This is a genomic window from Shewanella sp. 2_MG-2023 (assembly GCF_030548905.1).
Classification (GTDB): Bacteria; Pseudomonadota; Gammaproteobacteria; order Enterobacterales; family Shewanellaceae; genus Shewanella; species Shewanella electrodiphila.
This window is the reverse complement of sequence record NZ_JAUOSO010000004.1, coordinates 296,288-313,132: the sequence shown is the minus strand read 5'-3', so window position 1 is coordinate 313,132 and position 16,845 is coordinate 296,288. Positions and strand designations below refer to the sequence as shown.

General features: G+C 44.3%; 1 protein-coding gene. It reads left to right on the top strand.

The window, feature by feature from the left end:
* Positions 1-165: 165 nt before the first annotated feature.
* A complete protein-coding gene (locus tag Q4600_RS06595; RefSeq protein ID WP_303524366.1) occupies positions 166-16,839 on the top strand; it encodes a VCBS domain-containing protein in 16,674 nt (5,557 codons plus the stop codon).
* The last annotated feature ends 6 nt before the right edge of the window (positions 16,840-16,845 follow it).

The window sequence follows — 16,845 nt, the reverse complement described above, 5'->3', positions numbered from 1 at the left end:
ACTCGCACAGGAACAGCCACAGCCACTGCCTCTGGCACTGGCACTGGCACTGGCACTGGCACTGGCACTGGCACTGGCACTGATAAAACGCCTACAAGCATTGCAAGTCAACAACAAATACCGCAATTAAAAGAAGATAATGTTATTAGCAGCGCATCAGGACAGATGCATGTAAAAGGTTCTGATACCGAACATATTTCTTGGTCAGTTGACACCGCTCAAGGGCAATATGGACATATCGTCATTGATCCTGTCACAGGTCAATGGCAATACTTACTGGATAACAGTAATAGTCAAACGAATGCACTTTCAGAAGGCGAGCAACAATCGGAACAATTCATCATTACAGCAACTGATAACAATGGCCACAAAGCCTCTAGCATCATTGCAGTAGAAGTTGAAGGAAGTAATGATTTACCGACTATTTCAGGTATGCATAATGCGACTATCAACAGCGCTGGTAACATTGATAACGTAAGTGGGACATTAACAAGTTCTGATCCTGATCATCATGACCAAAGTGTATGGAACGTTGAGCAGCCCAATGGCAAGTTTGGTCAATTATCAATTAACCCTGATACAGGCGAATGGCAATATCACCTCGATAACCAATCAAGTTCGACCTTAGGACTACATTCAGGACAACAAGCAAGTGAATCTTTTACAGTAACAGCTACTGATAGTTCAGGAACGCCAGTTTCAAAAGAAGTCACTATTGTTGTTATTGGTAAAAATGAAGCCGCTGTCATTTCTGGCGTATCTACAGGTAGCATTACCGAAGATAAAAACCTAGTAACGCAACATTTATCAGTGACAGGACAATTATCTGTCACTGACACAGATACAGGTGAAAGTCATTTCCAAGCATCATCTTTACAAGGGCAATTTGGTCATCTAGTTATTAACGAATTGGGTCATTGGACTTATACAGCCGACAATACCCAAACCGTCATTCAAGAGCTCAAAACTGGCGAATCACTTACCGACACTTTATTAGTTCACTCAGTCGATGGCACTGAGCAGAGAGTTACCGTTACCATCAATGGCACCGACGATAAAGCAGTGATCGGTAACATTATTTCCTCTACAGACAACGCCTTGAATTTAACAGCCCCAACACCTGAGGGAGAAACATTCGCTTCTCTCAAAGAAGACTTCAACGTCATACAAGGCGAGTTGCACGCAGAAGGTCAACTATCAATTTCAGATTTAGATAAAGACCAAGCTCACTTCCAAACTGATGTTTTACAAGGTCAGTTCGGCACACTGTCGATCAATAACCTAGGTCACTGGACTTATACTGCAGACAATTCACAACAGGCTATTCAAGGTCTGAAAACGGGTGAGTCATTAACGGATACCCTCATAGTTCATTCGGTCGATGGCACCGAGCAAAAAGTTACTGTGACCATCAACGGCACTGGTGATAAAGCAGTGATTTCTGGAACCAGTACGGCACAATTAACCGAAGATAAAGACGTCCATCAAGGACAACTCCATACAGATGGCGCACTCTCTGTTACCGATGTAGACAATGGTCAAAACCAATTCCAAGCCAATGTTTTACAAGGTCAGTTTGGTACTCTATCAATCAATGAGTTAGGTCACTGGATCTACACTGCTGATAACTCACAAACAGCCATTCAAGGTCTTAAAACGGGTGAAACCGTTACCGATACAGTATTACTTCATTCGGTTGATGGCACTGAGCAAAAAATTACAGTCACCATCAATGGTACTGACGACAAAGCCTTGATTGCGGGCACCTCAACCGCCAGCTTAACTGAAGATAAAGACGTTCATGGTGGACAGCTTCGCATCGATGGTGCGCTTACGGTAACGGACCTCGATGGAGGTCAAAGCCAATTTACCGCCACCTCATTACAAGGTCAGTTCGGCACGTTATCGATGAACAATTTAGGCCATTGGACCTATACTGCTGACAATTCTCAGCCAGCGATTCAAGGACTGAAAACCGGTGAATCATTAACGGATACTCTCATAGTTCATTCGGTTGATGGTACTGAGCAAAAAATCTCAGTCACTATCAACGGCACTGATGATAAGGCGGTCATTTCTGGTACAAGTTCAGCACAATTAACCGAAGACAAAGACGTCCATCAAGGACAACTGCATGTCGATGGTGCACTCACTGTTACTGATTTAGATAACGGCCAAGCTCAGTTTTCAGCAGAATCTTTACAAGGTCAGTTCGGCACGTTATCGATTAACAATTTAGGCCATTGGACCTATACCGCCGATAACTTGCAGCCGAGCATTCAAGGCCTTAAAACAGGCGAGTCGGTTACCGATACAGTTTTAGTTCATTCGATTGATGGTACAGAGCAGAAAATCTCAGTAACCATTAATGGCACTGACGATAAAGCGGTCATTGGCGGTACTTCAACCGCTTCATTGACCGAAGATAAAGACCTTCATCAAGGACAACTTCATGTTGACGGTGCGTTAACTGTTACTGATGTTGATAATGGTCAAAACCAATTCCAAGCGAATGTTTTACAAGGTCAGTTCGGCACATTGTCGATCAATAACCTAGGCCATTGGACTTATACTGCAGACAATTCACAACAGACTATTCAAGGGCTAAAAACGGGTGAGTCGCTTACTGATACGCTAGTCGTTCACAGTGTCGATGGCACCGAGCAAAAAATCTCAGTAACCATTAATGGCACTGACGACAAGGCGGTTATTGCAGGAACCAGCACTGCGCAATTAACCGAAGATAAAAATGTTCATCAAGGACAACTTCATGTCGATGGCGCATTAACCGTTACTGATGTTGATAATGGTCAAAACCAATTCCAGGCCACTGTGCAACAAGGTCAATTGGGTTCGCTTTCTTTGAACGAACTCGGTCATTGGACCTACACTGCTGACAATTCTCAGTCGGTAATTCAAGGCCTTAAAACTGGTGAGTCATTAACGGATACTCTCATAGTTCATTCAGTCGATGGCACCGAGCAAAAAATATCCGTTACCATTAACGGTACCGACGATAAAGCCGTGATTACTGGAACCAGCACTGCACAATTAACCGAAGACAAAGACCTTCACCAAGGACAACTGCATGTCGATGGCGCACTGACTGTTACTGATGTCGATGCAGGAGAAAACCAATTTCAGGCCATTGTGCAGCAAGGTCAATTTGGTAGCTTATCCATTAATGATTTAGGTCATTGGACTTACACGGCTGACAATTCTCAGTCGGTAATTCAAGGCCTTAAAACTGGTGAGTCATTAACGGATACTCTCATAGTTCATTCAGTCGATGGCACCGAGCAAAAAATATCCGTTACCATTAACGGTACCGACGATAAAGCCGTGATTACTGGAACCAGCACTGCACAATTAACCGAAGACAAAGACCTTCACCAAGGACAACTGCATGTCGATGGCGCACTGACTGTTACTGATGTCGATGCAGGAGAAAACCAATTTCAGGCCACTGTGCAGCAAGGTCAATTTGGTAGCTTATCCATTAATGATTTAGGTCATTGGACTTACACGGCTGACAATACCCAACAGGCTATTCAAGGGCTGAAAACCGGCGAGTCACTCACCGATACTTTATTAGTTCATTCAGTTGATGGCACAGAACAAAAAATCTCTGTGACCATTAACGGCACTGATGATAAAGCGGTTATTGGTGGCACTGCAACAGCATCACTCACTGAAGATAAAGACCTTCACCAAGGGCAACTCCATACAGATGGCGCACTCTCTGTTACCGATGTAGACAATGGTCAAAACCAATTTCAAGCCAATGTTTTACAAGGTCAGTTCGGCACACTGTCGATCAATAACCTAGGCCACTGGACTTATACTGCTGACAATTCTCAGTCGGTAATTCAAGGCCTTAAAACTGGTGAGTCATTAACGGATACTCTCATAGTTCATTCAGTCGATGGCACCGAACAAAAAGTTACAGTGACCATTAACGGTACCGACGATAAAGCGGTCATTGGTGGTACAAGTTCAGCACAATTAACCGAAGACAAAGACGTCCATCAAGGACAACTGCATGCTGATGGCGCACTCACTGTGACCGATTTAGATAACGGCCAAGCTCAGTTTTCAGCGACATCATTGCAAGGTCAGTTCGGCACGTTATCGATTAACAATTTAGGCCATTGGACCTATACCGCCGATAACTTGCAGCCGAACATTCAAGGCCTTAAAGCAGGCGAGTCACTCACCGATACTTTATTAGTTCATTCTGTTGATGGCACAGAGCAAAAAATCTCTGTGACCATTAATGGCACTGATGATAAAGCAGTGATTTCTGGAACCAGTACGGCACAATTAACCGAAGATAAAGACGTCCATCAAGGACAACTGCATGTTGATGGTGCCCTCACCGTGACTGATGTTGATGCAGGACAAAACCAATTCCAGGCCTCTGTGCAACAAGGTCAATTTGGTTCGCTTTCTTTGAACGAACTAGGTCATTGGACCTATACTGCTGATAATTCTCAATCTGCCATCCAAGGGTTGAAAACGGGCGAATTACTCACCGATACTTTATTAGTTCATTCAGTTGATGGCACAGAACAAAAAATCTCAGTCACCATCAACGGTACTGACGATAAGGCGGTCATTAGTGGCACAGCAACAGCTTCACTGACTGAAGACAAAGATGTTCACTCTGGTCAACTTCGAGTCGATGGTGCTCTCACAGTTACTGATGTTGATAACGGACAAAACCAATTCCAGGCGAGTGTTCAGCAAGGTCAATTTGGTTCGCTTTCTTTGAACGAACTTGGCCATTGGACCTACACGGCTGACAATTCTCAGCCAGCGATTCAAGGGCTGAAAACCGGTGAGTCAGTTACCGATACGGTGTTAGTTCACTCAGTCGATGGCACTGAGCAAAAAGTCACTGTGACCATTAACGGTACTGATGATAAAGCTGTCATTGGAGGTACAAGTTCAGCACAATTAACCGAAGATAAAGACGCCCATCAAGGACAACTGCATGTCGACGGTGCCCTCACCGTGACTGATGTTGATGCAGGACAAAACCAATTTCAAGCCACTGTGCAACAAGGTCAATTTGGTTCGCTTTCTTTGAACGAACTTGGTCATTGGACCTATACCGCCGATAATTCTCAGCCAGCGATTCAAGGCCTGAAAACAGGCGAGTCGCTCACCGATACGCTAGTCGTTCACAGTGTCGATGGCACAGAACAAAAAATCTCTGTGATCATTAATGGCGCTGATGATAAAGCTCTGATCACCGGAACCTCAACAGCTGATGTAAATGAAGGTCATGGCAGCTTTGGTAATATGTCACCAGATTACGCACAACCTGGCATGGCGAAACTGGGACAATCTGCATTAACAGCTGATGGCAAGTTGAATATTGTTGATCCAGATACTGGGGAATCTCAGTTTGACCCTAAAGGCGGGGCTTGGAATAACTCTTATCACGGACAATATGGACATTTATTGTTAAACAGTGATGGAACTTGGCACTACGACGTGACGGTTGGCAGCGTAGATTGGGTCGGCAATAGAAAAACAACTATCGGTTCAACTATAGATAAACTCGGAGAAGGACAAACATTAACTGATACAATAACTATCCAATCAAAAGATGGTACTGTCCACGACATTGTTATTACCATTCATGGCGATAACGATAGACCTTATATCAGTTCTGAAGTGACACTTGCCACAAGTACAGAAGATACAGCGCTTACTTTCACCAAAGCCGATTTACTTACCAATACTGTCGATGTGGATGCTAATGACGCTGGTAAGCTTTCTATTGCTAATCTGTTAGTCGATCACGGCTCTGTTGTCGATAACAAAGACGGCACCTACACTTTTACCCCTACCAAAGACTACAACGGCAAAGTTCATTTTAGCTATGACGTGCAAGACGCGCACGGTGGTGTTACCCATACGGGCGCTTCCAGCACACTCACTGCCACCCCTGACGGCGCCATCATTTCAGAGGTGACAACTGAGCACGCCATTGAAGATGGACCACATAGCAGACACAATGCTGGTGTAACAACAGAACTCGCCAATGGGCAACTACAAGTTATCGATCCAGATAGCGGAGAGGATAAATTCCAATACAGCCAGTTTGGTGAAACCGCGATACACGACCCGTTTGGCGGCATGCTTCGAATAGACAGTGCCGGTAATTGGGGCTACAGCGTTGACAACGCAGCTTTGCAGCACCTTGCTCAAGGACAAACGGAAACCGTTGTCTACCGTGTTAATAGTTATGATGGAACTGCGTACGAGTTGCATATTGACGTTGTAGGTACCAATGATGCACCAACCGTTAGCCAAGTTGCACTCAGTAATGGCACGGAAGATACCCATTACCAAATGCAAGCTAGTCAGTTTGGCTTTACCGATATCGACACTGGCGATACGCTACATTCCATAGCAATCACAGATCTACCACCAGCAACACAAGGTAAGTTCTTACTCAATGGGCACGATATCACCTCAGGTCAGAGTATTGCTACTGCCGATATCGCTAAACTTCAGTTCGTTCCTGCACAAGATTTTAATGGCGATATTCAGTTTAAATATACTGTTAACGATGGGCATACCGACTCTACAGAGGCTACAAATACTCTTCACTTTGATGCTGTTGCTGATGCTGCAGTAATCACTGGAACTACAACTGGCGATGTCGATGAAGGGCATGGCACCTATCATGATCGGTCACCAAACTATGCACAACCTGGGATGGCTAAATTAACTAATGACCCTTTATACACTGATGGCAAGTTAGAGATTATTGACCCAGACACTGGCGAATCACAATTTGACACAAAAGGCGTGGGCTACTCATACCACGGAACCTATGGTCAATTAATATTGAATACAGATGGTAATTGGCATTATAAGGTGACCGTCGGTAGCAACCAAAAAAACGTAGCGACACAGATCGATCAATTAGGTGAAGGGCAGAAATTAACGGATACAATTACCGTTTATTCTAAAGATGGTACAGCTCAAAACATCGTCATTACCATCCACGGTGATAACGACAGGCCTTATTGTTCTTCAGAAGTACAGCTTAATGCAGGTACTGAAGATACGAGACAAACGATTACAACGGCACAACTGCTACAAAATTCGGTAGATGTCGATAAAAATGATTCTGGATTGCTTACGGTAGCAAACCTTCATCTAGATCATGGCTCTATTTTAGATAACAAAGACGGCACTTATACGTTCACGCCAGAAAAAGACTACAACGGCCAAGTACACTTTAGTTATGACGTTAAAGATGCCCATGGCGGTGTCACTCATACTGGCGCAACAACATCACTCAGTGCAGTGCGTGATGCGGCCATTATTACAGAAGTAACCAGCGAAAATATCACAGAAGATGGTGCAAACGGCAGTCATAATCAAGGTATTACAACAGAATTAGCCAATGGTAGGCTGCAAGTTGTTGACCCAGACAGCGGTGAAAACTCTTTTCAGTACAGTCAATTTGGTGAAACACGCATCCATGATCCCTTCAATGGCCATTTACGCATTGATAGCGCTGGTAACTGGGGATATAGCGTTGACAATGCTAATTTACAGCACCTTGCTGAAGGTCAAACCGAAGTTGTGACCTATCGTGTTCACAGTAAAGATGGCACACCTTTCGACCTCAATATTAACGTTGTCGGCACTAATGATGCGCCTGTTGCAAATATTGTGACCTTGTCTAATGGCACTGAGGATACCCACTACCAAATGCAAGCTAGTCAGTTTGGGTTTGGCGATATCGACTCTGGCGATACGCTGCATTCCATCGCAATCACCGATCTACCACCAACAACTGAAGGCAAGTTTGTTTTAGATGGACACGATATTACCGCGGGCCAAAGTATAGCCACAGCTGATATTAGCAAGCTGCAGTTCATTCCAGCCAAAGACTTTAACGGTGATGTGCAGTTCAAATATACCGTCAATGATGGCCATGTAGATTCAGCCAAAGCAAGCAACACTTTACACATCACAGCCACAGATGATGCTTCTGTCATCGGTGGCGATACTCAAGGCAATGTAGATGAAGCAAATATAGGTGACACAACAACGGCGACTGGGCAATTAACCATTACCGATGTCGACACAGGGCAAAACCCTACATTTGTAGATGTGGCATCAACAGCAACCACCTACGGCCATATTGAAATGCACAATGGCCAATGGACCTATACACTTGATGAAAGCAAAGTTCAGCAGTTAGATCCCGATGAATCAGCCGTAATTGACCATCATACGTTTATAGCAAGCGATGGTAGTAAACAAACCGTTGATATAACGATTAAAGGTACTAATGATAAACCCATTATAGAATCTGCTCATGCAGCACCTGCAGGCACTTCGAGTACGTTAAAGTTACAAGATGTAGATATTATCTCAAATCCAACTGGTGCCAATATTGATGTTGCGGCCACGGATTCTGAAAATGTGGCACGCTGGGGAACCGATATAACAGGGGTTGGCTCTGGGGTTAAACTTGTTGGGCTATATAAGCCAGGCTCGGATCATAACTGGATAACCACTCCTGCAATCACCTCAACATCTCACAGTGGAACAGGTGGTTACAATCGAGTGGATAACCACGATTGGTGGCATACTAGCGGCATTCCAGACACGGTAAATACTGGCTCTGGTGGCGCTAGTGGGCATGGTAATGTCTGGAGCGGCGGCATAGTTGTATTTGAAGACTCTGCTGGACATCAAACTATTGGTATTATTAACCGTGTTTGTACTGGTGGTGGATCGGAAGTCGATTATTTGTACTATCACAGTTATCAGAATTTACATCCTGGGGGCACTGCATACAGCGGAAGTGCTAACCCTGGTGAAACAATTAATGTTATGGATGGCACCAGTAAAATTGCTAGCGTAGTGGCTGATAGTAATGGTCACTGGGAAGTGGCTGCTAGCCAATTAAACGATGGTGAACATACGCTACATGTTGAAAATAGTGCAGGGCAACATTCAGCTGAAACGGTTTTTCAAGTTAATGGTCATGCTGTTAAGAATATTACCCCCGCGGGTCTCAATACTGAGCTCAAAGAAGATTCAGCGCAAACTACCATTGATGGTGAATTACGAACTACAGACGTTGATCATGGTGATACTGCAACAATTACCGCGCAAGCCAATCATGCAACCCAATATGGTCATTTCTCGATTGATGCCAACGGACAATATCATTACACCCTAGATAACAATAATCAGGATGTTAACCACCTTGGCGTGCATCAAACATTAACTGAAATTATCCCAGTGACGTCAACATCTACCGACGGCACCTCTGTTACTACCAATGTGACCATTACGATTCAGGGCTCGGTTGACCAACCTATTTTAAATGCGACTGCTCCTGATGCGCAGAAAGGCAGCTCAATGGCGCTAAACCTTGATGTTGCTACCACTGATACTGGTGGTGATAATGAAGACTTATTAATAAAAATTAGTGGCTTACCTGATGCGGCGACTTTAAATCACGGCACTCATGATGCAATCGCCAAAATGTGGGTATTACATCAGTCAGATCTGAAAGGGCTTGAGCTAGATTTGCATGATGCCAATTTTCATGGTGATTTACACTTTAATGTCACCGCAACTGCTTCATCGGGGGGAGAATCAGAATCAACAACTAAGGCAGTGACATTATTTGTAAACTCTCCACCAGAGGTCTCGAATTCGGTAACTGGTAGTAAAGCAGAAGACTCAGGTATGGGAGCGATTGACCTGCTTCACGGTGCCACTGATGTTGATAGCGGAGAAGTATTGTCTGTAGGTGATATTCAATATCAAATAGGCGCAGCTGGCCAAAGCGTTAACAAACCTGACTTTTTAACCTTAGGTAAAGATGGGCATACCTTAGTTATCAATGCTAATGCTGCTGAGTTTCAACATCTATCTGCGGGTGAAAACGAAACCATCACCGTAAGTTATAACGTTAAAGATAGTCACGGTGGTCAGGTCGCTCAAAACGCGACAATTACCATAACAGGCACAGACGATACTGCGCAGATATCGGGTCATATCAGCACCGATCAACGTACACATATGACTGAAGATGTCCGTATTCAACCCGGAGGACACATGTTGTCATCAGACAAGATGACACTACAGGTGACAGATCCAGATAGCAGTCAGAATTACTTTATTCCAACTGGGGCAACTGGTACCACTGATGCCCACAGTAATGGAGCTTGGGTCAGCGGTGATAACAATATAGGCCAGTTCATTTTACATGCTTCAGGCGAATGGTACTTTAAAGCTGATAGTAGCAGCGCCAAAGTTAATAGCTTAGCTGAAGGGGAAAAAATCACCGACACTATTACAGTACATAGTGCTGATGGTACTCAACAGCAATTAACAGCTGCAGTTTATGGCACTAATGACGCCCCCACCGTTACGTCAATTGTAGGTAACGAAGCCAGCCTTGGAACAACAGCGGAAGATACCGCAATGAGTTTCACTGAAGCACAATTACTCAACCTTGTTGGCGCTGCAGATATCGATACAACAGATACTCTGCATATTGGCGATGTCAGCATTGACCCAGCTCAAGGGGCTTTTGCTAAACAACCAGATGGTAGTTGGACTTTTACGCCTGCAGCAGATTATTCTGGTTCACAGTTACCACTAACGATTCAAGTAAATGATGGTAGTGCTACCACTACAGCTCATGCATCCATAAACGTCAGTGGTGTAGCTGATGCTCCTAGCATCAGTGTTAGTTTAGGTGCTGTGCCGTTGGCGTCACACACAGATAGTAGTACCCAAATACTAGATACGGTTGATGCAGCTTTCACTGATGATGGCCGGAATGCCTATCAAGGCGATGTAAGTAGTGATTTTTGGGTTAGCAAAGTTGCATTAGTTTCTCCTGATGGTATCGATCCGCATTTGATTACAGGTATCAATGTTGACGGTAAAGATTACAGCGCAAACCCCAATTTTGTGCCAACCTATCTTGGTGGAGGGGTTGAATTCCCTGGTTTAGATTTTACAACGTATCAAAATGCTCAACATATTAGCCTTGTGTTTGCCAGTGGAGCCCCTAAGAGTATGGACTGGTGCTTTGTTGCAGGTCAGGGCGATGACTATACATCAGCTGGAATGGCAGATTCTGTTACTTCAATATGCAGATTAACGCTTCATGTTGACCGTGAGGTTTCTACTGGCACGGGCAGCACTTATCAAACAGCCGAAGTGACTGAAGATAGTGTTATTGATTTGCATATTACCGTTGCATCACCTGATAGTAGTGAAGATTTATCAGTCTCCATAAGCGGCTTACCAAGCGGTTCAATATTATCAGCAGGTACTGATAATCATGATGGCACTTGGACAGTACAACAAGCTGAGTTATCAGGGCTTACCTTAGCACCACCTGAAGACTATTCTGGCCAGTTAAACTTAACCGTAACTGCAATCTCAACCGATGGTACTGATGTCGCCACCACAGATAGCGACCTTCGCATCAACATTACCCCTGTCGCTGAAACCTCTACCTTAACGGGCAGTGATATTAGTGTGGACGAAGACAGCGGCGCAGTGGCGCTAGGCATCAATCTTAATATTCATGCCGATGCAAGTGAAACACAATCGCTGCTGATTGAAGGTGTGCCTGCAAGTGCAAGTCTAAGTGCGGGTACTAAAAATGCTGATGGCTCTTGGACACTAACGCCTGCTCAGCTGCAAGGATTAACGGTTACGCCAGAAGCGCAATGGTCTGGCACAATGGCTTTACATATTACAGCCACATCAACAGAGCAAACGGGTGAGCAGTCGGTAAGTTCAACCAACCTCAATGTACACATTAATCCTGTTGTAGATATGGTGGTCACTTCACATGATGTTCATGTTACCCCAACAGATATGCTTGCCGGCATTGCTGTACCTATAGGTGTTAGTAGCCTTGATACGTCGGAGACTTTTCAATTCAGTGTAACCATACCTTCAGGTTGGCATATAAAAGACTCTTCTGGTACCTGGGATAGTGATGACACTCAGGTTGGTCATAACGGGAACCAATTAAACACCATTAAAGTGATTCCGCCGGATGGCTTTAAAGGCTCTGCAAATATTGAAGTGCATGTTACTGGCTTTGATGGTAGCGCATCACATGATTTTGGCATAACAACGAGTACGGTCACGGTGGATAACACACCACCTGCGGTTACCGCGACGGCTGCTCTCCCTGTAGATTTAGGAAATACAGCAGAAGACACAAGTATTTCCTTTAGCGAAGCAGATTTACTTCAGCTTGTTGGGGCAACAGATGTTAATCACGATAGCTTAACCATTACCGATGTCGACATTGATGCCGCATCAGGTACTTTCGCCAAACAACCGGATGGCTCATGGCTGCTTACACCATCTGCAAATGTACATGGTGATAACTTAGCTGTGACGCTTAAGGTTTCAGACGGTACTGAGGAAACCACGGCACACGGCACGTTGGACATCTCGTCAGTAACAGATAAAGCTGCGCCACAGTTAGTGGTTTCCGCTGAACAACAAGTAATGGACTTTGCTGCTCATTCAGCTTCTGGTGTGGTTAATACCGATACCCTCTCAGCAGGCGGTGCAATGCACGCTTTAACCGTTGATATGACCATTTTAGGTGGTACACAGGTAGCATCCACGGGTACCCACGGTGCAACGTTGATTTCTTACGGTACGCCATCTGATTCTAATCATATGTATATTTGGAATGCTGAATCAGGTAAAGATTTAACTTTTAGAGTCGGGGGACATGAGTACAACACTGCCGTGCCACTAGCGACAGATGGATTGGATCATCGCTATACCTTTAGCTGGGATGGCCAGCAGGGCACACTAGACGTGTTGATAGATGGTCAGCTCGCTAAACATATGGATGGAGTTGGTAAAGGTGCGGTTATCCAAGACGGTGGTAAATTTGCATTGGGTAACGATCAAGACAGCTTTGGTGGGGGCTTTAGTACAGGTGATGCCTTTACCGGTAAAATGTTTAATGTCGCTATAGCTAAAGATGCTATTCCTACTGATCAATTACAACAAGCGCCATTAAGTAACTTATTAGATGGTGACGCTAGGCTACTCACTGACATCCGTATGGAAAATGGCAAATTTAATGATGCTACCGGTAATTATCATTATCAAACTGTAGGTAGTGTCACAGGTAAAACAGTTGAAGTAGATACTGCTATTGCGTCGCCAAACCCTGGGGCAACACTTAAATTAGCGATAACACCAGGAGCTCCTGTCGATCAATCTGATCATGTAACTAACGTTTCTATAAAAGGGTTTGTTGTTGGTACAGTGCTTACCGATGGACACAGCCATAGTCATACAGTGACGAGAGTCTCGGAAGCAATTGATTTACAAGGCTGGGATCAAGCACATTTATCCGCTCAACTGCCTGCGGGATCTACCGATAATATGCACATAGTGACAATGGTAGAAACTACTGGTCCTGATGGTGCTATTCAAATAGCATCAAGTGACTCAACGGTTATTTTAGATCCGACAAAACCTACACCTAATGCAATTATTGGAGGGGATACACAAGGTAATACTGATGAAGTTACTTCAATTACAGGTCAGCTAACCATTACAGATACTGATCCCAGCCAAGCACACTTTGTGGCTCAAGTTCTCCCCACTGCCAACGGTGAGTTCACTGTTAGTGAAAGTGGCCAATGGAGCTTCACGCCTAACTCGACCGCACAAACCTTAACTCAAGGCAACAGTGCAACTGAAATTGTTACTGTCAAAACCATAGATGGTACCGAGCAACAACTCAGCGTGACTTTAGTGGGAAGTGATACAGCACCGACCTCTGTAGTAACTGACTTAGGACAAGCAGAAGCTGGGGGGCCTCATCTTATTCAAGCCACTGAACTACTGGCGAACGTGACCGATGTAGATACCTTAGCTTCTGGGCTATCTATCGTCGATAATTCCCTTTCGTCACCTCATGGTACGTTTACAACCAATGCAGACGGTAGTTTCAACTTTGTTGCTAACGCAGGATTTGTTGGCAATGATTTGGCCATTAATTTCAAAGTGACCGATGGCCACAATCAAGTCGATGCCAAAGCCATTATTGATGTGGTGCCACCTTTAGCAATCACTCGTCTCGGTCATGACACTGGGGTTAGCGATAGTGATTTTGTCACCTGTGATGGCCACCTTGTCGTTTATGGCACGGGTGAACCAGGTGCCACCATTATGGGCACCGGTTTATTAAATGGTTTAAAAACAACAGTGGGCCAAGATGGTCAATGGCAACTGGATGCCAGTAGTAAAGATCGGGCAGATGGTACTTGGACATTAGTCATATTTGAGGTTAAATCCGACGGTTCGTTCCACAAAATTCAGCACTCGGTCACAATTGATACAGCTAAGCCCACCATTGCCATTGAGCCGATTTCAAAAGATGATTGGGTCGATCACAATGAACATTTACAAGCCTTAACCGTTTCAGGTACTTGTACCCATGTTACTGATGGTGACAATGTCGACATCACCTTAGCTGGTCAGCATTACTCAGCCATAGTAAACAATAACCACTGGCAAGTGGTGATACCAGCCGCTGAAACTGCAAGTATTAGCGATAACGCCTATCAAGTACATGCCGAAGTTGCTGCGACAGCGACTGGCGATACTGCCAGCACTGAACGCAATATTATTGTTTCAGCCGATTTATCAACACTCGTACAAACTGCAGCCACAGCAGAAGATACTAAAACTGCAGCATCAGGAAGTTTATTCGCCATTGGCGGATCAAACACAGTGACCAGCATCGGTGTACAGCACGGAAATTACGGCACACTGCAAATCAATGCCGATGGTAGTTATCAATATACCTTAGATAACAATCATAGTGACATACAGCAGATGACCGAAAGTCAACGTCAAGCAGACAACTTCTTTGTTACTTACACCAATCCTCATGGTGATATAAAACATGCCGTACTCAATGTGGGGATTCACGGTACTAACGATGCCCCCATATTGACGGGGACTTTTGAAATTTCCCGTTCAGTAACAACAGGTTCGATGACCAACACCCACTCATTTGGCTATATCAATATTGAAGAAATGGATAAAGGCGATACGCTTTCCTATGAATATATAGATAGTCAAGGCGTCAGTCACCCGCTTGATTTCACTGCAGGTCATAGCAATAAAATCGACGTACCTGGTATCGGTAATTTTAATATCGATGCCGATGGCCGATGGGACTTTACGTTCTCTGGTTCGGGCCCAGAGCGCGACAAAATGGAGCAAGATATTGCATCCGGTAAAATTCATACAGAAAGCGTGCAGTTAAAAGTGACTGACTCAGCTGGCGCAAGCCGTGAAGAAACACTCACGGTGCATATAGGTGATGGAAAAACGGGGCCTCAAATATTTGGCGCATCAGAATCTGTAGTCACTGAAGATAAAGTCACTCAATCACATGGATTATTAGACTTACTTGTTAATGATGTCAAAGTCGCCAATGGTGTCACTTGGTCATTGCAACCCAGTACCCAGCCATTATATGGCGACTTAACCTTAGCAGCTGATGGTAGTTGGCAATATCAAGCACACAACAATGCCGCAAAAGTGCAAGCTTTAGCCGAAGGTGAACGACTTGAAGAAACGATAATGGTGACTGCCACCGATGGCCATGGGCACAGTGTCGACCAAGCAATGAAGTTAGTTATTATTGGTACTAACGATGTGCCTGTGGTTGCTCATGCTCTATCAAGTAAGGTCATTGAAGATCATCTACTTACACTCAATAAAGCCGATCTACTTGCAAATGTTGAGGACAAAGACGGTCTAGATAAGCTTGATGTCAGTCAGTTACAGCTCATTGGTGGAGGCAGTATTGTTCAACAAGGCGAGCATTGGGTTATTAATCCAGGAATTAATTTTAATGGTAATTTAAGGCTAACCTATCAAGTGTCGGATGGGCATGTCGCAATCGATAATGCCATGAGCATCCATGTTTCCCCTGACGCTGATACACCTACAATGATATTTACTAAGCATGTTGGTGACCTCTCTTCACCGCTTGATAGCTTTGCAATACAAGGTAATGAAAATACCGATCTAGCATTAAATATTAATGTGGCGAGTCCTGATAGCAATGAAACTCTATCCGTAGAAATTTCAGGTTTGCCTTCTGGGGCATCTTTATCGGCTGGCAGTGAACATAATGGTATCTGGACTCTACAGCAAAATGAGCTAACCAACCTTAAAGTCATTCCAGATAACAACTACCATGGCCATTTTAGTTTAAGCGTTACCGCTAGTAGTCATGATGGTAACGATAGCGCCTCTGTTCAACAGCATATTGACGTTGATGTTCTTCCTACCCCTCAAGCACCTGTTTCGCAAACAATGGTTCAACATGACGAGCCAGAACCTGATATCGATACTGAATCAATAGTGATTGTTGATAACACTCCTTCAATTGATATCGACACGATGGCAGGTTTTGCTAACACTCATTCTGCAACAGCTCCGATTGATCACTATTTAAATATGGTAGGTATTTCACAGGCGGACATAGCGCCGACAAATACAGCGGGTATTGACCCTCTCGATTTACCAGCTGTTCCTGAAATGACCATTGAGAATGTCGATGCAGATATGCTGGATGTGAGTCAAGGTGATGCTTTTGAAAATCCACTCGATGATGAGCACCATCAGCAGCATAAAGATGAGTTATTAACTGATTTAAATGACCAACCAGATCAAAGTGATACTAATCAGGCTAATGATGATGATTTGCTACATCAAGCATTAAATGACATGCACAATCAGGTCTAAAAAACT